A 22,219-nucleotide genomic window follows, 5' to 3' on the forward strand; every position below is an offset into this window, starting at 1 on the left:
GTGCCCCTTCCCCACCCGGCACCCGCTGTGGCAGGGCGTGTTGCCGCCGAGCATCGCCGGCGTCAGCGAGCACCTGGCCGGCCACGACCTCGTGCTCGTCCTCGGCGCCCCGGTCTTTCGCTACCACGCCTACCGCCCCGGGCCCTGGCTGCCGGCCGGCACCGAGCTGGTCGCCGTCGGTGCCGACCCGGGGGCGGCCGCGCGGGCGGCTTTCGGGGACGCCGTGGTCGCCGACGTCGCGGCGGTCGTCGGCCAGTTGCTCGACGCGCTCCCCGCTGACCCCTCCCGAGCCGGCGTCCCGTCCCGGGAACGCCCGGCCGCGTCCGTGCCGGAGGCCGCGCCCTTCCCCGCCGACGCGGTGTTCGCGCAGATGGCCCGCGTGTTGCCGCCGGACGTCCGGCTGGTCAACGAGTCGACCTCGAACACGACCCAGTTCTGGGAGCACCTGGATCTGAACCGGCCGCGCAGCCTGTTCTTCCCGGCCGCCGGCGGGCTGGGCTTCGGGCCGCCCTCGGCGGTGGGAGTGGCGCTGGCCGACCCGCACCGGCCCGTCGTCGCCGTGCTGGGGGACGGCGCGCTGCAGTACGGCGTGGCCGGCCTGTGGACGGCCACGCAGCTCGGCCTGCCCGTCACGTTCGTCGTGCTGCGCAACGGCGGGTACGGCGCGCTGCGCAGCTTCGTCACGCAGCTGGGGGTCGCCGATGCCCCCGGGCTGGACCTGCCGGGCATCGACGCGGTGCAGATCGCCGCCGGCTACGGCCTGCCCGGCGAGCGGATCACCAGTTCAGAGCAGCTGGCGAGCGCTCTGGCCTGCATCTCGTCACTGCGCGGGCCCCGGTTGCTGGAGGTGCCGATCACGGCGGAGACCCGGCCGCTGGGGTGAACACCCCGGACGAGACAGATGACGTAGACCGGCCGTTACAGAAGACCGGCTCAGGGCAGGTCCGCGTGCCCACGACTTCCGGGCGCCGACCGACTTGCATTCCTACAGCCGTGAGACCGCCCTCACCTGCGTGGTCGCACGTATGTCTGCCTTCCGGCGTCCAGAGGAGTACGCAACCGTGGCCCCACCCAGCACCACCAGTGCCCCGTCCAAGAAGGGCATCTTCGCGGCCAGCATCATCGGCACGTCGATCGAGTGGTACGACTACTACATCTTCGGTACCGCGGCAGCGCTGGTGTTCGGGAGCCTGTTCTACCCCGGTTTCTCCAGCGTGGCCGGCACCCTGGCCGCCTTCGGCACCTTCGCCGTCGGCTTCATCGCCCGTCCGCTGGGGGCCGCGGTCATCGGGCACTTCGGGGACCGGGTCGGCCGTAAGTCGATGCTCGTGCTCACGCTGCTGATGACCGGTGGCTCGACGTTCCTCATCGGTGTGCTGCCCACGTACGCCGCCATCGGCGTCGGCGCGCCGCTGCTGCTGGTCGCGCTCCGCCTCATCCAGGGCTTCGGGGTCGGCGGCGAGTGGGGTGGCGCGATCCTGATCGCCACCGAGCACGCCTCCCCGCGGCGCCGTGCGGTCTACGGCAGCTTCGCCCAGTTCGGCGTGCCGGTCGGCGTGCTCACCTCGAACCTGGCGTTCCTCGCCGTCTCCGGTATGTCCAACGAGGACTTCATGTCCTACGGCTGGCGGATCCCGTTCCTGATCAGCGTGGTGCTGGTGATCGTCGGATTCCTGGTCCGCAGCCGGCTGCAGGACGCGCCGGAGTTCCAGCAGGTGAAGCAGGACAAGGAGGTCAGCAAGGTCCCGGTCGCGGAACTGTTCCGCAGCCAGCCGCGCAACCTGCTGCTGGCCAGCCTGGCCTCGATCGCCCCGCCGGCGGTCGGCTACACCGTCATCGTCTACATGCTCACCTACGGCACCAAGGTGGTGGGCTTCGACCGGACGACGCTGCTCACGCTGATCCTCGCCTCCACGCTGGTCTGGATCGCCACCATCGTCGTGTCGGCCCTGGCCGCCGACCGCTTCGGCTCGAAGAAGGTCTACGCGCTGGGCGCGCTGACCGCGGTGATCTGGCCGATCCCGATGTTCGCGCTGGTCAACACCGGGAACACCGGTCTGGCGCTGCTCGCCTTCGCGGTGGCCGCGATCGTGCAGGGCGTCATGGCCGGTGCCCAGGGCGGCCTGTTCACCGAGATCTTCGACGTCCGGTTCCGGTACAGCGGGATCTCCATCGCCTACCAGGTGGGCGGCATGATCGGTGGTGCCGTGACCCCGATCGTCGCGACCGCGCTGTTCGGGACCTACGGCTCCTCGACGCCGATCGCGGTGTACGTGATGGCGCTGTCGCTGATCAGCTTCGTGACCGTCCTCGGGCTCCGCGGGGGTTCCGCGCCCGCCGCGACCGAGCACGCGAACGGGCCCGCCGGGACGGCGCCGGCGGCTGCGCCGACCGCCGCGGCCCGGCCGGCGAGCTGACCGCACGGAGGGGTTCTCGACGCGCCGGCCGGGGCCGCTGTGGCCCCGGCCGGCGCACGTGTCGTCTCCGGGCGCCCCGGGAGCGGGGTGTGCGCCCTCAGTACCGTCTGGTGGGGAGGCAGCGGCCCGCTGCCGGTCCCGGGCCGGGGGAGGTGGCGCAGGTGCACAGCGATGTGGACACCGACGTGGACACCACTGCCGGTGCCTCGTGGCGGCCGGGCCGGATCGACGGTTCCGTTCTCCGGGCTCTGGTGGACGTGTCCGCCGACGGACTGGCGGTGCTGGACCGGCACGGTCGTTTCACGGCGCTCAACGCCGCGGCCGCGCACATCCTCGGTCTCCCGGCCGACGACCTCGTCGGAGGTGCGGCCCCGTTCGACACCGCCGAGCCGAGCCCGGACCGGCCCCGTGAGGACCGTCGCCGCACGACATGGCCGGCCCCGGACGGGCGTCGCCGAGACCTCGAGTACCGCCTCGCCCCGGCGGCCGCAGACGGGTACGTGGTCTGGTTCAGCGACGTGACCGACGCCCTGCGCCAGCAGGGACGGCTGACCGCCATCACGCGGGCGGCCTCCAGCGTCGCCGACGTGGGCTCGCTGCGCGCCACCCTCGACGCCGTGGCGCACGAGGTCGTGATGACGGCGAACATCGCCGCCGTCCAGATCCTGGCCATCGACGACCCGCGCGAGGAACTGCGGGTGCTGGGCATGGCCGGCTTCGGCGACGCCGCCGAGTTCACCGAGCGGCTGAGCGCCTGCCGGCGGCTCGGCGCCCGGGTCCGCTTCATGGACGCCTTTCAGGGCGGGGAGCCGGTCGTGGTCCTGAACCGGAAGCCCGCGATCATGGCCGACCCGACCTGGGTCCCGCTGCACGCGATCATGGGCTACCCCGACTGGGACAGCTTCGTGTCCATGCCCCTGGTGGTACGCGGCCGGACCCTCGGCGTGATCAACGCCTACTACCTCCCCGGCGAGGACCCCGGCCCCAACTCGCTGGCCTTCCTCGAGGCGATGGCCGATCACGCCGCGGTGGCGATCGACACCGCCACGCTGCTGGCCCAGAGCCGGTCGCAGGCCCAGCTCGACGAGCGCCGCAGGCTGGCCCGGGACCTGCACGACTCCGTGGTGCAGCAACTGTTCTCCATGCGCATGCAGGCGAAGGCGCTGCGCGCCCAGGTCGATCGCGCGGGCGCCGACCCGGCCCGGGTGCGACGTGGCGCCGAGGAGCTCGCGGAGCTCTCCCAGAACGCACTGGCGGATCTGCGTGGGCTCGTCTTCGAGCTGCGTCCCCTGGACCTGGCCGAGCGCGGCCTGGTCGACGCCGTCCGCGCGCACGCCGCGAGCCTGGAGGCGCGGACCGGACTGGTCGTCGACGTGCAGGCGCCCCCGAGCCTGGAGCTGGACTCCGGGATGGACGTCCAGGAGGACCTGTACCGCATCGTCCAGGAGGCGCTGCACAACGTGGTGAAGCACGCCCGGGCCACCGCGGTGGGCATCCGGTTCACCGAGGACGACGGCGGCCTCGTCGTCGAGGTGACCGACGACGGGAGCGGTCCCGGTGTGTCGTCCGAGGGCTCCGGCGGTGGTGTGCCCCGGGACACCCTCGGGCTGGTGTCGATGCGGGAACGCACCCAGCGCTGGGGTGGTCGGCTGATCGCCGGCCCGCGCCCGTCGGGCGGCTGGACGGTGCGGGTCACGCTGCCGGCCCCCGGCGCGGCGGTGTCCGCGGAAGGAGAGGCAGGGAACCGATGACCGAACCGATCAGTGGGGACGCGACCCCGGGCGAGGTCATCCGGGTCATGGTCGTGGACGACCACGCGATCGTCCGCCGTGGCCTGCAGGCGTACATCGACACCGTGGCCTCACTGCACATGATCGGGGAGGCGGCCGACGGTCAGCAGGCGATCGCCCAGCTGCAGCAGTGGCAGACCCTCGGCGAACCCCTGCCGGATGTGATCCTGATGGATCTGCAGATGCCCAACATGGGCGGCGTGGAGGCGACCGAGGCCATCGCCCGGGCGCATCCCGAGGTGAAGGTCGTCGTGCTCACCAGCTTCGGCGAGGTGGAACGGGTCCACGCCGCACTCGCCGCCGGCGCGGCCGGCTACCTGCTCAAGGACGCCGAACCCGACGAGGTGGCCACCGCGGTCCGGGCCGCCGCAGCCGGGGAGGTGCACCTGGACTCGGCCGTGGCCCGTCAGCTCACCCGCCGCATGGCCGCCCCCCAGGTCGGGCTGGCGTCGCTGACCGCGCGGGAGCGGGAGATCCTGATCCTGGTCGCCCACGGGTACTCCAACCGGGACATCGCCCACCGTCTGGTGATCAGCGAGCGTACGGCGCGGACGCACGTCAGCAACGTGCTGAGCAAGCTGCAGCTCTCCTCGCGCACCCAGGCCGCCCTGCTGGCCATCCGCGAGGGGCTCATCCCCGCACCCAGCTGACCTGGTGCGGAGCGACCATCAGCCCGGGGAGCGGCGGGCGCGACGGATGACGTAGTCACGACCTGTCGTATCGGCAGGCCGTGAGCTGACATCGAGCCGATTTGCCGTGCTGCGCGGCTTCCTACGTTTGTCGGTGAGCGCGGTCGCCCGGCTGCGCCGAGCCCGCCGACGACGCAGGGAGGTCAGCGCCGCTGTGACCACGTCCACCGTCCTCGACACACGCGCCCCCACGACCCGCACCACCTCGGACTTCGAGGCGGACGTGGTCGTCACGGCCCGTCGCGAGGAGGCCGAGGGTGTCGTCGGCGTGGAGCTCGCCCTGCCGTCCGGGGATCCGCTGCCCTCGTGGACGCCCGGCGCGCACATCGACCTCGAGCTGCCCGGCGGGCTGACCCGTCAGTACTCGTTGTGCGGTCACCCGGCCGAGGCCGCATGGCGCATCGGCGTCCTGCGGGAGGCCGCCGGGCGCGGTGGCTCCCGGTGGATCGCGGACGAGCTCACCGAGGGCACGACGCTGCGCGTGCGCGGGCCGCGCAACAACTTCCCGCTGCAGCCCGCCGGCCGGTACGTGTTCGTGGCCGGTGGCATCGGCATCACCCCGCTGCTGCCGATGATCCGGGCCGTCGCCGCGGCCGGCGGCAACTGGGTGCTGCACTACGGTGGCCGCAGCCGCGCGTCGATGGCCTTCCTCGGCGAGCTCGCCGGGTACGGCGACCGGGTCCGGGTGCACCCGCAGGACGAGGTCGGCATGCTCGACCTGGACGCCGTGCTGGGCGCCCCCACCGCGGACACGCTGGTCTACTGCTGCGGCCCCACCGGCCTGATCGAGGCCGTCGAGGTCCGCTGCCGCACCCGGGGCCCTGGCGTGCTGCACGCCGAGCGGTTCACCGCCGCCCCGGTCGTGACCGACGGCGAGGACACCGGGTTCGAGGTCGTCTGCGAGCGCTCCGGCCTCACCGTCGCGGTGCCGCCGGAGCTTTCCGTGCTCGAGGCGCTGGGGAACGCCGGGGTCGACGTCCTGTCCTCCTGCGAGGAGGGCATCTGCGGCACCTGCGAGACCACGGTGCTCGACGGCGAGCCGGACCACCGTGACTCCCTCCTCACCGACGAGGAGAAAGCTGCGGGCGACACGATGATGATCTGCGTCTCCCGCTGCCGCGGCGCCCGCCTGGTCCTCGACCTGTAGACCCCGCGCCATCCACCAGCCCGTCCACGACCCGGAGAACGGCAGAACCATGTCCGAGAACCTCGCGACCCCGTCCGTGCTGGTGATCAGCGCGCACGCCGCCGACTTCGTCTGGCGCGCCGGCGGCGCCATCGCCCTGTCCGCGCAGCGCGGCTCCGCCGTGCACGTGGTGTGCCTCAGCTTCGGGGAGCGCGGCGAGTCGCAGGGCCTGTGGAAGCAGGAGGGCATGACGTGCGAGCGGGTCAAGCAGACCCGCCGCGAGCAGTCGACCACAGCCGCCGAGGTGCTCGGTGCGAGCATCGAGTTCCTCGACCTCGGCGACTACCCGCTGCGGGTGGACGAGGCGGCCCAGGACCGCATCGTCGCGATCATGCGGCAGCACCAGCCCGACGTGCTGCTCACCCACGTGGCGAACGACCCGTACAACCGTGACCACAACCTGGCGCACGAGACCACGCTGCTGACCCGGATGGTCGCCCAGGCCCACGGGCACGACCGGTCCACGACACCGCTGGGCGCGGCCCAGGTGCTGCAGTTCGAGCCGCACCAGCCCGAGGTCTGCGGGTTCGCCCCGGACCTGCTGCTCGACATCACCCCGGTCTTCGACGTCAAGGTCAAGGCGATGCAGGCGATGAGCGGCGCCCAGGGCCACCTGGTGCAGTACTACACCGACCTCGGCGTCCGCCGCGGCGTCCAGGCCGTGCGCAACGGGGCGCCGAAGACCGTCACCCGCGCCGAGGCCTACCAGCGGACGTTCCCGACCGTGGGGGAGGAGCTGCGATGAATCGGCACGTGATCGTACGGACCAACCGGCGCCCGGACGCCGAGGCCGTCGAGGTGCTCGGTCGGGTCGGCGTGGCGACCGCGCACGAGGCGATGGGACGCCGCGGCCTCACCCACCCGGTGCTGCGGCCGATCTACCCGGGCGCGCGGATCGCCGGCCGGGCCGTCACCGTGCTCGGCCAGCCCGGCGACAACCTGATGATCCATGCCTGCATCGAGCAGTGCGGGCCGGGCGACGTCCTCGTCGTCACCACGACCTCGCCGTCGACCGACGGCATGTTCGGCGAGCTGTTCGCCACCCAGCTGGCCGCCCGCGGCGTGCTCGGGCTCGTCATCGACGCCGGCGTGCGCGACGTCGCCGACCTGACCGCGATGGGCTTCCCGGCGTGGTCCCGCGCGGTCTCCGCGCAGGGCACGGTCAAGGCGACGCCCGGGTCGGTCAACGTTGCGGTCGTGCTCGCCGGCGCCCACGTGCGCCCGGGCGACGTGGTCGTCGCCGACGACGACGGTGTGCTGATCGTCCCCCGCGAGGAGGCTCCCGCGGTGGCGGCCGCGTCGCTGGCCCGCGAAGCCAACGAACAGGAGAAGCGGGAGAAGTTCCAGGCCGGCGTGCTCGGTCTGGACGTCTACGGCATGCGCGCGACCCTCGAGCGTCTCGGCGTCACCTACGTCGACGAGCCGGCCGACGAGACCGCCCCCACCCCCACCGTCTGATCTTCCTCTGGAGAAGCCGTGGCTACGAACCCGATTGTCAAGAACGGCTGGTATATGGGCGCCTGGTCCGACGAGGTGGGCCGGACCCTGCTGCAACGGTGGATCCTGGGGCGGCCGGTCTGCTTCTACCGGCTGCAGGACGGTGGCGTCACCGCGGTCGAGGACCGCTGCCCGCACCGCAGGTACCCGCTCTCGCTGGGCCGCCTCGACGGTGACGTGATCGAGTGCAACTACCACGGCTACCGGATCGACGCGGGCGGCGTGTGCGTCGGGGTGGCCGAGCAGCCGGACACCCCCAAGGCGGCGGTGCACCGGTTCCCGCTGGTCGAGCGCGACGGCGTGGTCTGGATCTGGCCCGGCGACGCCGGGCTCGCCGACCCGGCGCTGATCCCCGACACGGGCTGGCTCTCCGACGCGGGCTGGACGCACGTGAAGGGACTGGTGCCGCTGAAGGCGCGGCAGGTGCTGCTGGCCGAGAACCTGCTGGACCTGACCCACGAGACGTTCCTGCACCCCAGCAGCATCGGCAATGCCGCGGTCGCGGCCACGCCGATCGACGTGACCAGCGAGGGGAACCGGGTCTCCTTCACCCGGCACATGGTCGGCATCGAGGCCCCGCCGTTCTACGAGAAGTCGATGGGCCTGACCTCGCCAATCGACCGGTGGCAGGACGGGGACTTCTACGCGCCGGGCGTGTTCGTCCTCAACATCCGGCTCGCTCCGACCGGCACCGAGGAGCCCGAGGGCTTCCACATGAAGGTGCTGTACGGGATGACCCCGGCCACCGAGACCGAGACCCACGACTTCTTCGCCCTCGGCCGCGACTACGAGATCGACGACGCGGAGCTGTCGAGGTTCCAGCTGGAGCAGCAGCTCGCGGTGATGCAGGAGGACATCGACGCCCTCGAGGTCCAGGAGGTCATGGTCGCCACCGAGCCGCCCGGCGTCCGGGAGTCCAGCATCCGATCCGATGTCGCGGGCATCCGTGGCCGCCGGCTGCTGGAGAAGATGGCCGCCAAGGAGGCCGCCGCGGCCGAGGCGGCCCCGGCGCGCGAGCGGCCGCGGGCGGCGGTGGCCGGGGCATGAGCACCTTCGTCCTCGTCCACGGTGCCTGGCACGGCGGCTGGTGCTGGGACCGGGTGGTCCCGCTTCTGCGCGCGGCAGGGCACGAGGTCCACACGCCGACGCTGACCGGGCTGTCGGAGCGCGCCCACCTGCTCTCCCCCCAGGTGGGGCTCGACACCCACGTCGAGGACGTGGTCCGGCTGCTCGACGTGCTCGGGCTGACCGACGTCGTCCTGGTCGGGCACAGCTACGCCGGCCAGATCGTGACCGCGGTCGCCGACCGGCGGCCCGCGGCGATCGCGAAGCGCGTGTATCTCGACGCCTTCGTCGGGGGCGACGGGGAGACGGCGGTCGAGCAGCAGCCCGAGACGGTGGCGCAGCACTGGGCGGAGTCCGCGGCCGAGACCGGCTTCGGCTGGCTCGTCCCGGTGCGCAAGCTGTCGGTGCTCGGCGTGACCGAGCAGGCCGACGTCGACTGGCTGACGCGCAGGCTGACCCCGCACCCGTGGAAGACCTACACCGACCCGCTGCGCCTCACCGGCGCGGTCGACGACGTCCCCGCTGCGTTCATCGAGTGCGTGAGCTGGATGCGGGTGTTCCAGGCCCACGCCGAGCGGGCGCGCGAGCGCGGCTGGCCGGTGCACGAACTGGAGACCGGGCACGAGGCGATGGTCACCGCACCCGAGGCGCTGGCCGACGTCCTGCTCGAACTGGCCCACTGACCCCGTCTGCGAAACCAGGAGTGACCCGTGGAGTTCCTCGTCCGTTCCGAGAACCGACTGCCCGTCGACACCCCGGCCGACCGTCGCGAGGAGCTGCGGGCCGGTGAGCGCGCCCGGGCCATGGAACTGCGCGCGGCCGGCGTGCTGAAGCGGCTCTGGCGCGTGCCCGGGCGCAACGCGACCATCGGGTTGTACGAGGCCGCCGACCCGGCCGAGCTGCACGACGCGCTGATGTCGCTGCCCATGGCGCCCTGGCTCGACGTCACCGTCGAGGCCCTGGCCACTCATCCGCAGGAGCGCACGTGACCACCGGGACTGCGCGCGAGCTGCGCATCTCCTTCCGCCAGCACGACGGCGAGATGCTCGGCCGCTGCTGGTGCGGGCGGACGTGGACCAGCGCGCATCCCCGCGAGATGTGGGACTGGCTGGACGACCACGAGCACGCCCCGGCCTGCGGTGGGAGCCACGATGCCGACTGAGCGGTTCGAGGTGCCGGGCACGCCGGTCTTCGACGGGGAGACCAGCCGGCGCGGCTTCCGGATGAACAAGCTGTTCATGAGCCTGCGCTTCGCCGAGAACCGGGAGCGGTTCCTGGCCGACGAGGCGGCCTACTGCGAGGAGTTCGGCCTGGCGCCGGAGCAGCGGGAAGCTGTCCTGAACCGTGACTGGCAGGCCATGACCGACCTCGGCGGCAGCATCTTCTACGTCTACAAGCTGGCCATGATGGACGGCCGGTCGATGCAGTACCTCGGGGGTGTCTTCACCGGGATGACCGAGGAGGAGTTCGTGGCGGCGATGCGCGCAGGAGGGCGGTCCGATGCCGGCTGAGGTGATCTGGGGCCTGGCGACCTCGCACGTCCCGTCCATCGGGGCCGCGATGGACCGCGGCATGACACAGGACCCGAACTGGAAGGCGCTGTTCGACGGCTACGAGCTGGCCCGCGAGTGGCTGGCGCAGCACGAACCGGACGTCGCGATCGTGGTCTACAACGACCACGCCAACGGCATCGACCTGGACATCGTCCCCACCTTCGGGATCGGCACCGCGGACCGGTACGCCGTGGCCGACGAGGGCTTCGGCAAGCGGCCGGTGCCCGACGTGATCGGTGACCCGGAGCTGTCCCTGCACCTCCTGGAGAGCCTGGTCGACGAGGGCTTCGACCTCACCGTGTTCCAGGAGTTGGACGTCGACCACGGGTTCACCGTGCCACTGTCGGTCTGGACGCCGGATCCGGGCGACGCCTGGCCCTGCCCGGTGATCCCGCTGCTGGTGAACGTGATCCAGTACCCGCAGCCCACCGCGGCGCGCTGCTACGCCCTGGGCAAGGCGATCGGCCGCGCGCTCGCGAGCTACCAGAAGGACATCACGGTCGGCATCCTCGGCACCGGGGGCATGTCGCACCAGCTGGCCGGGCGCCGCGCGGGCTTCATCAACCCCGAGTTCGACGCCATGTGGCTCGAGTCGATCGAGAAGGACCCGGCCGGGCTCGCCGCGCTCAGCCGGGAGGAGCTGATCCGTCAGGCGGGCTCCGAGGGCATCGAGCTGATCATGTGGCTGATCATGCGCGGCGCGATGAACGACCAGGTGGCCAAGGTGCACTCGCACTACTTCGTGCCGGCGTCGAACACCGCCGCCGGTCTCGCTCTGTACGACAACCGCCTGCCCGCCCGATCATCCTGAGCCCCGGGCGCCCGGGTGGGTCGGCGCAGATAGCCGCCGCCGTCACGGACGATCGTCTGGCCGGTGATCATGCGGGCGGCGGTGGCCTTGGAGTAGGGGCAGATGGTGTGGGTTCGCTCCATCACCGCCCGGGCCTGATCGGGCTGCAGCCGTGGGGCGCGGAAATCCAGCTCGACGGCGAGTTGGAAGTCGCTGGGCTCCTCCTCGAGGAAGTGCACGCGTGCCGTGACGTGCGAGTCCCGCAGCGCATCGCGGGACAGCCCGAGCTGCGCGAGGGCGAACCGCATCGCGCTGTGGAAGCAGGCGGCACAGCCGGCGGCGAAGAGCTGCTCGGGGGAACCGGAACGTGTGCTGCGAGTGTCTACCCGAGACCGCCGCTCAGCGGATGAACCGGTCGACGTGGTCGGCGCCGAGGCCGACGTGGTCGTGGTGCACCCGAGCGTTCTCGATCTCGGTGAAGACGTCCTCGACCCCGACGGCATCGCCGTCCGGGTCGGCGTAGATGTAGGCGTCCGTGAGGTGGAACAGGGTGGCCGCCTCGTCCACCCCGTCCGGCACCTCGATGGTGTGGGTCTCGCCGGGCGGCTCGAAGGAGTGTCCGCCCGCCTCGGCCCAGCGGTCGTGCTCGACGGCGCAGCGGGGCCACCGCGCAAGCGCGCCGCCGACCGGACGGGCGGACGGCGGCGCGCCGCTCCGGAGAAGGCCTCAGGCCTGCGCGAGAGCGACCACCGGCGTCTCCTGATCCTGCCCGGCCCGGAAGTGGGGGATGACGTCGGTCGCGAAGATCTCGGTGTTGCGCCGGGTCATCTCGGCCGACATGTCACCCATGGCGAGCATCGTCATGATCTGCCCGAAACCGAGCTCGTCACGCAGCTCGCCGATCCGGTTCCGGACGGATTCCGGCCCCCCGACGATGACGTACCCCTGCTCGACGAGCTCCTCGAAACTGAGTTCGGGGTACGGCTTCATGCCCGACGTCAGCAGCCCGCGCATCGCCGGGGCCGACATGTACCCGGGCGGGAACACGATCTCGGCGCCCTGCCGCAGTCCCTTGTGGAACAGCCACTCCACGTGCTGCCGGGCCTCACGCAGCGCGGAGGAGTCCGATTCCCCGATGAACACCGGGGTGGCCAGCGCGATGTTCTCCGGGTCGGGCTCGTAACCCAGGTCGGCGGCGGCCTTGCGGTAGCCGTCGAACCAGGTCTTGACGACCTTGGTGGGCGCGTACACCGACACGTACATGTAGCGGTTCTCCGCCACCCAGCGCATGGTCTCCGGGCTACCGGCCCCCGGCACCGCGATCGGCGGGTGCGGGGCCTGCAGCGGCCGGGGCCACACGTTCACGTAGCGGTACTCGTAGTGCTCCCCGGTCCACTGGAAGGGCCCCTCGGTCGTCCAGGCCTTCTTGATCAGGTCGTGCGCCTCGTTGAACCGGGACCGGGACTCGGCCGGGCTGACGCTGTGCGCGTAGTGCTCCCAGCCGATGCCGCGGACGAAACCGGAGACCAGCCGCCCCTTCGTCAGGTGGTCGAGCATGGCGATCTCCTCGGCGACCCGCAGCGGGTTGCCCCGGATCGGGATGGCGTTGCCGAGCACCATGATCCTGGAATGGGAGGTGCGCCGGGCCAGTGCCGCGGCCATCACGTTCGGCGAGGGCATCATCCCGTAGCCGGACTGGTGGTGTTCGTTGACGACGATGCCGTCGTAGCCCAGCCGGTCGGCGTACTCGAGTTCGTCGAGGTAGCGGTGGTAGAGCTCGACACCCTTGGCCGGGTCGAAGTGCCGGTTGGAGAACGTCAGCGACATCGACGGGTACTTCTCCACGTCGTCGAAGTCGTCGGGCAGGTAGGGGTAGGGCATGAGGTGGAAGAAGTTGAACTTCATGATCAGCTCTCCGGGGCGGGTAGCGGGGCGTCAGTCGGCCAGGAAGTCGGCCACGGCGGCGGTGACGGCGTCCGGGCGCTCGCCGTGGAGGGCGTGCCCGCAGCCGTCGACGACGACGAGTTCGGCGTCCGGGATCGCGGCGGCGTAACGCTCGCAGTGCGCCCGCGGAATGATCCGGTCGTGCTCGGCGGCCACCACCCGGGTGGGCGCCGAGATGCGACGCAGCCGGCCTTCCAGCTTCGGGTTGCTCAGGTACGGCTTCCACCCGAAGCGGGCCAGCGCGCCGAGATCGCGGTAGGACCGCAGGATGTCCTCGACGCCGGGCTCGGTGGCGAGCAGGCTCTCGACGATTCCGGGATCGTGGAACAGGGCCCGCAGCAACTGCGGCGGCGTCATGATGAACAGATCGGCCACCGGGTGTTCGGGAATGCGCAGGCCGGCCGGGCCGAGCAGGACGAGCTTGCGCACCCGGTGCGGCGAGTGCACGGCGAGCTCGGCGGCGAGCCAACCTCCGAACGACGCGCCGACGAGGTCGACCTGGTCGAGCCCGAGCCGGTCCAGGACGTCGAGATAGTGATAGACGAGATCGTCCATCGCCCGCACTTCCGGGAGATCGTCCGACAACCCGAAGCCAGGGTGGTCCGGGGCGATCAGGTCGAACCGCTCGCTGATGAGCTGGTGGTGCGGTCCCCATTCGCCGGCTCCGCCGGCTGCGTGCAGGAACAGCACCGGGCGCCCCGATCCCGCGCGGAAGTAGCTGATGGCGCCGCTCCCGATCTCCAGGCGCCGCGCGGAGGCGGCGGTGGGCTGTTCGACGGTCGTGGTCACAGGTCCTCCTGTTCGACGAGGCGAGCGGCAGGCAGCCGCGGACGGGCCGGCCCGGACCGGGCGGACCGAGGCGGGACGACGCAGCTCGGATCGGACTCGTGGTCACGCCACCGCGTCGGCTCGCCGTGAGCGGACGAGGGGTGTGAGGCACGCAACCCTCTGGTGCGGCAGACGGTAGGGCGGGCGGTTCACACCCGCGAGCCGCTTCCTGCAGCCCTGGGCCGGTTCCTGCATCGACATCGCGGTGGTCGCGACCTTGACTTCCGAATGAACGCCGACGAATCTGACGGCATACGGACAAATGTCCGCCGCAGGGAGGCGAGCATGGGCAGATTTCCGGAGCCGAGGACGTCGACGGAACTGCATGACGGCATCGATCTCGTTCCCGGTCGCGCCACGGGGTTCTCGACCCGGGATCCGCACGAGGCGAAGATCCGTACCGAGGAGCTGCTGAACTGCGGCCACACGATGGTGGTGCTCGATCGTGCCAGCCCGTTCCGGGCGCGGGTGAGCTACGCGTCGATGGACGGCTTCGGGCTGATGTCGTCGACGTACGGGTCGCCGGTCGAGATCGTCTGCGGCCCGCCGATCCCGTGGGTGACGGTCAGCTTCATCGCCGGTGGCACGGCGGCCTTCACACAACGCGGCGCCGACACCGCGCTGGTCGGTTCCTCGCGCGCGGCGGTGCTGGCCTACGACCGGGGCGTGGCGATGCGGTGGCCTGCCGGGGTCGATCAGCTCATGGTGACGATCGCGAAGTCCCGCGTGGAGAAGTTCCTGCGGCGGTTGCTGAACGAGCCGCTGCGCGAACCGATCCGGTTCGACACCGCACTCGACCTCGACGGCGACGGGCGCGGTGTCGTCGCGGCGGTGTCGACCCTGCGCCGCGCGCTGGCCACGTGCGGGCCGGGCGGGCCGGCGCCCGTACTGGCCGCGGAGGTCGAGCACAGCGTGGTGTCGGCGCTGCTGTTCGGGCAACGCCACAACTACACCGACGCGGTCTTCGCCCCGCCCGCCCTGCCGTCGTCGCGGGTCGTCGGCCGGGTCGTCGAGCTCATCGAGTCCTCGACCGATACCGCCTTCACGGTCGCGGACCTGGCCGCGTTCGCCGGGGTGAGCGAGCGTTCGCTGCATGCCGCGTTCCGCCGCCGGCTCGGCGCGTCGCCGATGGCCTACGTGCGCCGGCTGCGCCTGGAGCGGGTGCACGAGGAACTGCTGCGGCTCGAACCGAACGGGACGAACACCGTCACCGAGGTCGCCCTCCGCCACGGGTTCACCCACGGCGGCCGCTTCGCCGCGGCCTACCGCGCCCGCTTCGGCGAGTCCCCCTCCGACACCCTCCGTCGCTGACGCCGCTCATCCGGTTGTGGCGGCCGCGGCCTGCGCGGCGAGGATGCCGGACAGGGCGGTGGGGGCGGAGAAGAAGGGGGAGTGGTCGCAGGCGAGCTCGATCGACTCGTCGGCTCGGGCGGCGCATGCGCGCTGTGCCTCGACCCGGACCGTGCGGTCGCCGGTGCACACCACGTACGTGCTGGGCAGCCTCGTCCAGGCCGGGTCGGGGACCGGCTCCCGCGGAACCTGGCTCCACATCGGCCGCCACCGCGTCGCGGCCAGCGCGGCGAGGTTGCGCGGTGAGCCGCTGTAGAGCACGTCGCCGGCGGCCGGGGTGAGGGTGACCGCGCCGTCGTCGCGGACGGCCCAGGCCGCTCGGAACTCCGGGTGCCCCCACCGCGGGGTGAGCGCGGCGGGGGACTCGCCGGGGGCCGGCATCCGGGCGGCGACGAACACCAACCGGCTGGCCTCGTGACCACCCGCGGCCACCGGGAGCCCGCCATAGCTGTGCGCGACGAGGACGACCGGATCGTTTCCGATCGCCCGTACCGCCTCGCGCACGGCGCCGGTGTCGTCGGCGAACGAGGTCAACGGCAGGTCCAGGGCCGTCGCTCGAATCCCGGCCCGGTCGAGCCGTTCCAGCACCGGGGCCCAGCACCAGCCGTCGTGGTTGGCGCCGTGGACCAGCAGGACGTGCCCGGTCACCGCCAGTGGTTGTTGCTGGTGTGGTCCCCCTCCAGCCAGGCCTTCAGCTCCGCGCGGGCGGTCCTGCGGCGCTCGGCGTCGGAGTCCTGGACCCCCGGGGCGTCGGCGGTGAACTCCAGCAGCAGGCCGTTGGGATCGGAGGTGTAGAGCGAGCGGCAGTAGCCGTGTTCGAGGACATAGGTCTCCTCGGGCTTCCAGCCGGCGTCCTCGAGGCGCTTCGCGATGGCGTTCTGCACCTCGTCGGTGACCTTCAGCGCGATGTGCTGGAAGGGGGAGAACGGCATCTCGGGGCCGAACTGTTCCTGGTCGGCAGGGTCGGCGAACTGGAAGAAGGCCAGCGCGCTGCCGTCGCCGAGGCCGTAGAAGGTGTGGCAGTAGGTGCGGACGGCGCCGAAGAGTTCGTCGGCTTCCTTCCAGGTGGCGACCAGCGGCAGGCCGATGACGTCCTCGTAGAAGGCGCGGGTGGCCTCCTGGTCGCGGGTGACGTAGGCGTTGTGGTGCAGTCGGGACGGCAGCGTCGAGACGTCCGGGGTGCTGGTCATGACGTGACTCCTTCGGCAGGGCAGGGCTCGGCGACGGCCGGGCAGATGGGATGGAGGCGCTCCGGCCGGCGGTCGGCCCGGAGCGCGCAGTAGTGCGCGGTGCGGCTCAGCGCCCGTGGGTGCTGGCGCTGTGGTAGTCGGTGTAGGTGTAGGGGTTGTCGAGGACCGTGGTCTCGGGCACGTCGGGGTTCATGCCCTTCTCCCACGCTTCCTCGCCGAGGGTCGAGCGCAGGTGCTCGACGGTCTGCTCGACCGTCCGCCGCGCGGCCGCGAGGTCGACGCCGAGCAGGCGATGGTCGTGCTTGACCACGCGGCCGTTGACGAGCACGGTGTGCACGTCGCCGCGCTGGGCCTGGAAGGCCACGTGCCCGTAGGGGTTGAGCAGCGGGAACATCACCGGCGAGTGGTCGTTCTTGATCAGTACGAGGTCGGCCTTCTTGCCCACTTCGATGCTGCCGAGGTCGCGGTCGCGGCCCAGGGCGCGGGCTCCGCCGCGGGTCGCCCAGCCGACGACCTGTTCGGCGCGCAGCGCCGCGTGGGTGACCGTCTCGCCCGTGGCGTGGGCCTCGAGATGCTCGCGGGAGCGGTCGGCGCCCAGCGTGGTGCGCATGGCTGTGAACAGGTCCCCGCTCCACCAGACCGTGGTGTCCATCGACAGCGACACCGGGATGCCGTGCGACCGCAGCGCCCAGGTGGGCGGGTAGCCCTGGCCGGCGCTCTGCTCGCTCTCGGTGGAGACCGAGACCGATCCGCCGGTGGCGGCGATGCGGTGGTAGGAGTCCGCGGACAGCGATGCGCTGTGCACGTAGACGGTCTCGGGGGTCATGAAGCCGTGGTCGTGCATGAGCCGGATGCCGTCGTCGCCGGTGGCGCCCCAGACCCCGGCGTGCGTGGTGACCGCGACGCCCAGGTCCCGGGCCGCCTCGAAGGCGGGCTTCTCGGGGAAGGCCGGATCGCCGATGACGTCGAAGGCGATCTGGAAGCCGAGCATGTCGTCGCCGGTGAGGCGCCGACCGACGAAGTCGCGGAACTCCGGCGCGGTGGCCCACTCGGCCGGGGCCTGCTGGATGTTGCCGTAGGCCAGCACGAACCGGCCGGGGACCGCCTGCAGCGCGTCGACGGCCGCGTCGGCGTGCTGGGTGGTCTGGAGTCCGTGAGACCAGTCCACGCAGGTCGTGACACCCGCGTCGATCGCCTCGATCGCGCCGAGCAGGTTGCCGGCATGGACGTCCTCGGGGCGGAAGGCCTTGCCCCACTCCAGGTAGTACCAGACGAAGTACTGGGTCAGGGTCCAGTCGGCACCGTATCCGCGCATCGCGGTCTGCCACATGTGCCGGTGGGTGTCGATCATGCCTGGCATCACGATGCCGTCGCTCGCGTCGATCTCGACGGTGCCGTCGGGCACGGTCAGGGCCGGGCCGATCGCGGCGATCCGGTCGTCGACGACCAGGACGTCGCCGCGCGGCAGCACCTGCTTGGCGTCGTCCATGGTGAGCACGGTGCCGCCGCGGAGCACCACAGGACGTCCGGGGCCGAACTCCGTCGGATCGCTCATCGCTCGCTCCTTCGCGGTGGCGGGACCGGGGGCGGACGTCTGTCCGCAATACGGTCAGCCGGCGGTCCGCGTCACTTTCGCCGACCTGGCGCCCTGCTGTCAATCCGCTACCTGCACCGCGCTCGCTGCAGATTTCGGCCGGTTGTGTCCGCAGAGCGGACAGTCGGTGGCTACCCTGCGGGAACGCTGTCGAGGTGAGGAGTCGCGTCATGCCGCGCGAAGGGACCGGACCGGATTTCATCGAGGCGCTGGCCCGTGGTCTGGAGGTCATAGCCGCGTTCGGGCCCGGCAGGCCGACGATGTCGCTGACCGAGGTCGCCACCGCGACCGGGCTGGCCAGGCCGACGGCCCGGCGCATCCTGCTCACCCTCACCGAGCTCGGGTACGTGCGCTCGGGGGAGCGCGGATTCGCGCTGACCCCGCGGGTGCTGGAGCTGGGGATGGCCTACGTGCGGTCGATGGGCCTGTGGGACGTCGCCCGCCCGCACATGGAACGCCTGGTCGCCCGGACGAACGAGTCGTGCTCGATCGCCCAGCTCGACGGCTCGGACATCGTCTACGTCGCCCGGGTCGCGGTGCCGAAGATCGTGTCGTTGGCGGTGCAGATCGGCACCCGGTTCCCGGCGCTGCAGACGTCACTGGGCAAGGTGCAGTTGGCGGCGCTGCCGGCCGACGAACTGGACCGGGTGCTGGCCGAGCCGAGCCGGTCGGGTCTGGTGCCGCGCTGGCAGCCCGGCCGCGCCGAGCGCGACGCCGAGCTGCGTGAGGTGCGGGCGCGGGGCTGGGCGCTGACCGACGAGCAGCTCACCCGTGGCATCCGGTCGGTCGCCGCGCCGCTGCGCGACGGGTCGGGCCGGGTGATCGCGGGCATCAACGTCAACACCCACGCCGCGGAGACGTCGGTCGAACGGCTGCTCGAGCACCATCTGCCGCTGCTGCTGCAGACCGCGGGGGACATCAGCGCGGACTTCGCGCGCCTGGAGGCGGCGCCACACGTGACGGTGAGCGCCTCGTAGTCACGCCGCGGTCGGCCGCCGGTCTTGACGGGCCGTCGTCCGGCGCGAACAATCCGCCCCAGCGGACAGGCGTCCGCTGGACGGACGAGGAGGCCTTCGGATGGCAGACGTCGCAGCCCGGGACGAGCGCGGGCCGGGCGGGCCGCTGTCGGGGCTGCTGGTCGCCGACTTCTCCCGCGTGCTGGCCGGCCCGTACGCGACGATGCTGATGGCGGACCTGGGCGCCGAGGTGATCAAGGTCGAGGGTCCGCAGGGCGACGAGACGCGCACCTGGATGCCGCCGGTCCGGGACCAGGTGTCCACCTACTACCTGGGTGTCAACCGCGGCAAGCGGTCGATCGCGCTGGACCTGCGCGACCCCGCGGACGCCGAGGTGGCCCGGGAACTCGCTCGCCGGGCCGACGTGCTGATCGAGAACTTCAAGCCGGGCGGACTGGCCAAGTACGGGCTGGACTACGACAGCGTGCGCGCCCGCAACCGGCGCATCGTCTACGCCTCGATCAGCGGGTTCGGGTCCGGGGCGGGCGCGCACGTGCCGGGTTACGACCTGATGGTGCAGGCGATCTCCGGGCTGATGAGCCTGACCGGGGACCCGGACGGGCCGCCGTACCGGGCCGGCATCTCGGTGTTCGACGTGATGGCCGGCAACCACGCCGTCATCGGCATCCTTGCCGCCCTGCGGCACCGCGACGCGACAGGGCAGGGCCAGCACGTCGAGGTCAACCTGCTGTCCTCGGCGCTGACCGGACTGGTCAACCACAGCTCGGCCTACGCCGCCGGCGGCGTGGTGCCCTACCGGATGGGCAACGCGCACCCGAGCGTGTTCCCCTACGAGCCGCTGCCCACCGCGGACCGCGACCTGATCATCGCCGCGGCCAACGACGGGCAGTTCCGCAAGCTGTGCGGGGTGCTGGGGATCCCCGAGATCGCCGAGGACCCGCGCTTCGCGCGCAACAAGGACCGGACCGCCAACCGGGAGGAGCTGCGCCCGATCCTGGTCGAGCGGCTCGCCACCCGCGGGGCCACCGAGTGGTTCGACGCGCTCGTCGCGGTCGGAGTGCCCTGCGGGCCGATCAACACCATCGACGGCGGCTTCGCGATGGCCGAGCGGTTCGGGCTCGACCCGATCGTGCAGGTCGGCCAGGGCGACCGCGCCATCCCGACCACCCGGCACCCGATCCGGTTCTCGGAGACCCCTGCGCACTACGAGCTGCCACCGCCCGACCTTGACGAGCACGGCGTGGAACTGCGCAAACGGCTCACCACCCCGCAGGAGGACGACCGTGGCTGAACAGATCGAGCGGCCGCAGTACCCCACCGCGCTGGGCGCCTCGGACCCGAAGTCGATCACTCTGCTCGGCCAGGACCTGGCCGAGGACGTGATGGGCAAGGTCGGGTTCGGCGAGCTCGCGTACTGGCTGGCCACCCAGCGCCGGCCCACCCCCGGCCAGACCCGGGTGTTCGAAGCGGTGCTCGCCGCGCTGGCCGACCACGGCTTCACACCGACCGCGATCGTCACCCGGCTGACCTACCTGTCCGCGCCGGACTCGATCCAGGGCGCGCTGGCGGCCGGGCTGCTCGGCGGGGGGTCGCGCTTCCTCGGGGTCACAGAGGACACCGGCGCATTCCTGCACGACGTGGTGTCCTCCGTGGACGGTCCGCTGCCCGCCGACGAGGCGGGCTGGGACGCACTCGCGCTCGAGACGCTCACCGCCCAGCGGGCGGCCCGCAGGTTCGTCCCGGGCCTGGGCCATCACGTGCACAAGCAGGGCGACCCGCGCACCCCGCGGCTGATGCAGATCGCGCGCGAGGAGGAACTGTTCGGGCCGCACCTGTCGCTGTTCGCAGCGATCGGCCGGGTGCACCCGCAGGTGCTGGGCAAGACGCTGCCGCTCAACGGCGCCGGGGTGTGCGGGGCCGCGCTGACCGACCTCGACCTGCCGATCGAGCTGCTCCGCGGGTTCGCCCTGCTCGCCCGCACCGCCGGGCTGATCGGCCAGCTCGCCGAGGAACTACGCCACCCGGTGGGTAACGAGATCTTCCTGTCGGTCGATCTGAACAACCGGTCGGTGCCACCTGATCCCTACACCCCGGAGCCGGAGACCGACGGAGGTCGTCATGGCTGAACTGGTCGCGGTGATCGCGTCCACCCACCATCCCTTCTACCACCGGGCCAGCACGTCGACCGGTGCGGACCGCCCGCCGTTCGCCGACGAGTGGGTGCGCAAGGTCGAGGCGTTCCGGGAGACGCTGACGAGGGCCCGTCCCGACGTGCTGGTGATGGTCGGCTCCGACCACTTCCACCAGCTGTGGCTGGACAACATGCCGCAGTTCCTGGTGGGCAAGGCCCCGTTCTACGACGCGAACTTCTACAACGAGGAGCGCGAGTTCGGGCTGCCGAAGATGCTGCTCAAGGGCCAGGAGGACCTGTCGGAGTACGTGCTGCGGGAGGGCCTGGACGCCGGGTTCGACCTGGCGTTCTCCAACGAGCTGCGGATCGACCACTCGATCACCTGCCCGATCATCACGCTGCGGCCCGAGGCCGACCTGCCGATCGTGCCGGTCTACACCAACATCTTCGCCCCGCCGCTGCCGCAGCCGAAGCGGTTCGTCCAGCTGGGCCGCACGATCCGGCAGCTGATCGAGTCCTGGCCGTCGGACAAGCGGGTGGCAGTGATCGGCACCGGGCACCTGTCACTGGAGCTGGGCGGCCCGCGGCAGTTCGGGCCGCACGGCCCGGACCCGCAGTTCGATCAGAAGGCCGTCGAGTGGATCTCGTCCGGGGACATCGAGGGCTGCCTCGCCGAGGTGACCCTGGACAGCCTGCACGCCCCGGGCAACGCCACCCACGGCTTCATGGACTTCATGCTGATGATGGGCGTCGCCGGTGAGGGCCGGAAGGCCGACTACGTCGACACCTACGACCTGTTCCACACCATGGAGGCCTACTTCACCTGGTACCCGGACGGCGGTGTGCGATGAGCAGGTACCTGCTGAACAAGTTCCTGTTCACCGTCGACCGCGACCCGCAGCTGGTCGAGCGCTACCGCGAGGACCCCGTGGGCACCGTCGCGTGGTGGGAGGCCGAGCAGGCCAACCGCATCCTCAACTGCCACGACGGTGAGGCCAGCACCTGGCTGTGCCTCGACGACACCGAGCGCGCCGCGCTCGCCGGGCACGACTACCCGAAGCTGTTCGCGCTCGGCGCGCACCCGTTCCTGACGCTGACCCTGTTCATCGCGATGTTCGAACGCGACTACGCCGAGCCGCTCGGGTTCCAGAAGGAGTACGCGCAGCGGCTCGCGCACTTCTCGCTGCCCTACCCCGACATCGCCACCTGACCATGCGC

Annotated in this window: 25 protein-coding genes and 1 pseudogene; 19 read left to right on the forward strand and 7 right to left on the reverse strand. The window is 71.7% G+C overall.

The window, feature by feature from the left end:
* From HF526_RS19435 to HF526_RS19495, 13 genes are all read left to right on the forward strand, one after another.
* Nucleotides 1–883, forward strand: an 883-nt coding sequence (locus HF526_RS19435) for a thiamine pyrophosphate-dependent enzyme (RefSeq protein WP_239028884.1), incomplete at its 5' end; no start/stop codon positions are given.
* Between the two features lie 178 nt (nucleotides 884–1,061).
* Nucleotides 1,062–2,417: an MFS transporter gene (locus HF526_RS19440; RefSeq protein WP_338051599.1), complete on the forward strand. Its 1,356-nt coding sequence runs from the start codon at nucleotides 1,062–1,064 to the stop codon at nucleotides 2,415–2,417.
* A 161-nt stretch (nucleotides 2,418–2,578) separates the two neighbouring features.
* Entirely contained in the window at nucleotides 2,579–4,168 is a 1,590-nt protein-coding gene (locus tag HF526_RS19445; RefSeq protein WP_169382961.1) for a histidine kinase, read from the forward strand.
* On the forward strand, nucleotides 4,165–4,857 hold the full coding sequence (locus HF526_RS19450) for a response regulator transcription factor (RefSeq protein ID WP_169382962.1): 693 nt from the start codon (nucleotides 4,165–4,167) through the stop codon (nucleotides 4,855–4,857). The genes HF526_RS19445 and HF526_RS19450 overlap by 4 nt, the downstream gene beginning before the upstream one ends.
* Nucleotides 4,858–5,050: 193 nt before the next feature.
* Nucleotides 5,051–6,043, forward strand: coding sequence for a PDR/VanB family oxidoreductase (locus HF526_RS19455; RefSeq protein WP_338051600.1), 993 nt, complete (start codon nucleotides 5,051–5,053; stop codon nucleotides 6,041–6,043).
* A gap of 49 nt (nucleotides 6,044–6,092) precedes the next feature.
* Nucleotides 6,093–6,827 carry a PIG-L deacetylase family protein gene (locus HF526_RS19460; RefSeq protein ID WP_169382963.1) on the forward strand — a complete coding sequence of 245 codons (735 nt, stop codon included), beginning with the start codon at nucleotides 6,093–6,095 and terminating at the stop codon, nucleotides 6,825–6,827.
* Nucleotides 6,824–7,540: a 4-carboxy-4-hydroxy-2-oxoadipate aldolase/oxaloacetate decarboxylase gene (locus HF526_RS19465; RefSeq protein ID WP_169382964.1), complete on the forward strand. Its 717-nt coding sequence runs from the start codon at nucleotides 6,824–6,826 to the stop codon at nucleotides 7,538–7,540. Before HF526_RS19460 ends, HF526_RS19465 begins: the two co-directional genes overlap by 4 nt.
* An 18-nt stretch (nucleotides 7,541–7,558) precedes the next feature.
* Nucleotides 7,559–8,626 (forward strand): Rieske 2Fe-2S domain-containing protein, encoded by a 1,068-nt coding sequence (locus tag HF526_RS19470; protein ID WP_211177498.1) that lies wholly within the window; start codon nucleotides 7,559–7,561, stop codon nucleotides 8,624–8,626.
* The gene (locus tag HF526_RS19475; RefSeq protein WP_169382965.1) at nucleotides 8,623–9,327 is read left to right on the forward strand and encodes an alpha/beta fold hydrolase; all 705 of its coding nucleotides are present in this window, start codon (nucleotides 8,623–8,625) and stop codon (nucleotides 9,325–9,327) included. The genes HF526_RS19470 and HF526_RS19475 overlap by 4 nt, the downstream gene beginning before the upstream one ends.
* A gap of 27 nt (nucleotides 9,328–9,354) precedes the next feature.
* Nucleotides 9,355–9,633, forward strand: a complete 279-nt coding sequence (locus HF526_RS19480) for a muconolactone Delta-isomerase family protein (protein WP_169382966.1) — start codon at nucleotides 9,355–9,357, stop codon at nucleotides 9,631–9,633.
* Nucleotides 9,630–9,806: a hypothetical protein gene (locus tag HF526_RS19485; protein WP_169382967.1), complete on the forward strand. Its 177-nt coding sequence runs from the start codon at nucleotides 9,630–9,632 to the stop codon at nucleotides 9,804–9,806. The genes HF526_RS19480 and HF526_RS19485 overlap by 4 nt, the downstream gene beginning before the upstream one ends.
* Entirely contained in the window at nucleotides 9,796–10,155 is a 360-nt protein-coding gene (gene ligA, locus HF526_RS19490; RefSeq protein ID WP_169382968.1) for a protocatechuate 4,5-dioxygenase subunit alpha, read from the forward strand. The genes HF526_RS19485 and ligA overlap by 11 nt, the downstream gene beginning before the upstream one ends.
* Nucleotides 10,145–11,008 (forward strand): class III extradiol dioxygenase subunit beta, encoded by an 864-nt coding sequence (locus HF526_RS19495; RefSeq protein WP_169382969.1) that lies wholly within the window; start codon nucleotides 10,145–10,147, stop codon nucleotides 11,006–11,008. Before ligA ends, HF526_RS19495 begins: the two co-directional genes overlap by 11 nt.
* Here HF526_RS19495 and HF526_RS19500 read toward each other — a convergent pair.
* The 4 genes and pseudogenes from HF526_RS19500 to HF526_RS19510 all read right to left on the reverse strand — a co-directional run.
* Nucleotides 10,933–11,334: pseudogene (locus tag HF526_RS19500) on the reverse strand (OsmC family protein); the annotation flags it as partial. The gene HF526_RS19495 and the pseudogene HF526_RS19500 overlap by 76 nt on opposite strands.
* Before the next feature lie 52 nt (nucleotides 11,335–11,386).
* On the reverse strand, nucleotides 11,387–11,566 hold the full coding sequence (locus HF526_RS36985) for a cupin domain-containing protein (protein WP_239028886.1): 180 nt from the start codon (nucleotides 11,564–11,566) through the stop codon (nucleotides 11,387–11,389).
* 147 nt (nucleotides 11,567–11,713) lie between these two features.
* Nucleotides 11,714–12,892: an LLM class flavin-dependent oxidoreductase gene (locus HF526_RS19505; RefSeq protein ID WP_169382971.1), complete on the reverse strand. Its 1,179-nt coding sequence runs from the start codon at nucleotides 12,890–12,892 to the stop codon at nucleotides 11,714–11,716.
* 30 nt (nucleotides 12,893–12,922) lie between these two features.
* On the reverse strand, nucleotides 12,923–13,720 hold the full coding sequence (locus tag HF526_RS19510) for an alpha/beta fold hydrolase (RefSeq protein WP_169382972.1): 798 nt from the start codon (nucleotides 13,718–13,720) through the stop codon (nucleotides 12,923–12,925).
* Between the two features lie 267 nt (nucleotides 13,721–13,987).
* Between HF526_RS19510 and HF526_RS19515 the strand changes: the two genes are divergently transcribed.
* Nucleotides 13,988–15,070 (forward strand): AraC family transcriptional regulator, encoded by a 1,083-nt coding sequence (locus HF526_RS19515; protein ID WP_169382973.1) that lies wholly within the window; start codon nucleotides 13,988–13,990, stop codon nucleotides 15,068–15,070.
* A 6-nt stretch (nucleotides 15,071–15,076) separates the two neighbouring features.
* On the opposite strand, the gene HF526_RS19520 is transcribed toward HF526_RS19515, so the two are convergent.
* The 3 genes from HF526_RS19520 to HF526_RS19530 all read right to left on the reverse strand — a co-directional run bounded on the left by HF526_RS19520 (nucleotide 15,077) and on the right by HF526_RS19530 (nucleotide 17,854).
* Entirely contained in the window at nucleotides 15,077–15,757 is a 681-nt protein-coding gene (locus tag HF526_RS19520; protein WP_169382974.1) for an alpha/beta fold hydrolase, read from the reverse strand.
* A complete protein-coding gene (locus HF526_RS19525) occupies nucleotides 15,754–16,299 on the reverse strand; it encodes a VOC family protein (RefSeq protein WP_169382975.1) in 546 nt (181 codons plus the stop codon). The genes HF526_RS19520 and HF526_RS19525 overlap by 4 nt, the downstream gene beginning before the upstream one ends.
* Before the next feature lie 106 nt (nucleotides 16,300–16,405).
* Nucleotides 16,406–17,854: an amidohydrolase family protein gene (locus HF526_RS19530; protein ID WP_169382976.1), complete on the reverse strand. Its 1,449-nt coding sequence runs from the start codon at nucleotides 17,852–17,854 to the stop codon at nucleotides 16,406–16,408.
* A gap of 209 nt (nucleotides 17,855–18,063) precedes the next feature.
* On the opposite strand from HF526_RS19530, the gene HF526_RS19535 reads away from it, so the two are divergent.
* From HF526_RS19535 to HF526_RS19555, 5 genes are all read left to right on the forward strand, one after another.
* On the forward strand, nucleotides 18,064–18,870 hold the full coding sequence (locus HF526_RS19535) for an IclR family transcriptional regulator domain-containing protein (RefSeq protein WP_169382977.1): 807 nt from the start codon (nucleotides 18,064–18,066) through the stop codon (nucleotides 18,868–18,870).
* 100 nt (nucleotides 18,871–18,970) lie between these two features.
* The gene (locus tag HF526_RS19540; protein WP_169382978.1) at nucleotides 18,971–20,161 is read left to right on the forward strand and encodes a CaiB/BaiF CoA transferase family protein; all 1,191 of its coding nucleotides are present in this window, start codon (nucleotides 18,971–18,973) and stop codon (nucleotides 20,159–20,161) included.
* Nucleotides 20,154–20,996 (forward strand): citryl-CoA lyase, encoded by an 843-nt coding sequence (locus tag HF526_RS19545; protein ID WP_420821642.1) that lies wholly within the window; start codon nucleotides 20,154–20,156, stop codon nucleotides 20,994–20,996. The genes HF526_RS19540 and HF526_RS19545 overlap by 8 nt, the downstream gene beginning before the upstream one ends.
* Nucleotides 20,989–21,852 (forward strand): DODA-type extradiol aromatic ring-opening family dioxygenase, encoded by an 864-nt coding sequence (locus HF526_RS19550; RefSeq protein WP_169382979.1) that lies wholly within the window; start codon nucleotides 20,989–20,991, stop codon nucleotides 21,850–21,852. Before HF526_RS19545 ends, HF526_RS19550 begins: the two co-directional genes overlap by 8 nt.
* The gene (locus HF526_RS19555) at nucleotides 21,849–22,211 is read left to right on the forward strand and encodes a hypothetical protein (protein WP_169382980.1); all 363 of its coding nucleotides are present in this window, start codon (nucleotides 21,849–21,851) and stop codon (nucleotides 22,209–22,211) included. The genes HF526_RS19550 and HF526_RS19555 overlap by 4 nt, the downstream gene beginning before the upstream one ends.
* Nucleotides 22,212–22,219 lie beyond the last annotated feature (8 nt).

It is taken from the genome of Pseudonocardia acidicola (assembly GCF_012911935.1).
Taxonomy (GTDB): domain Bacteria; phylum Actinomycetota; class Actinomycetes; order Mycobacteriales; family Pseudonocardiaceae; genus Pseudonocardia; species Pseudonocardia acidicola.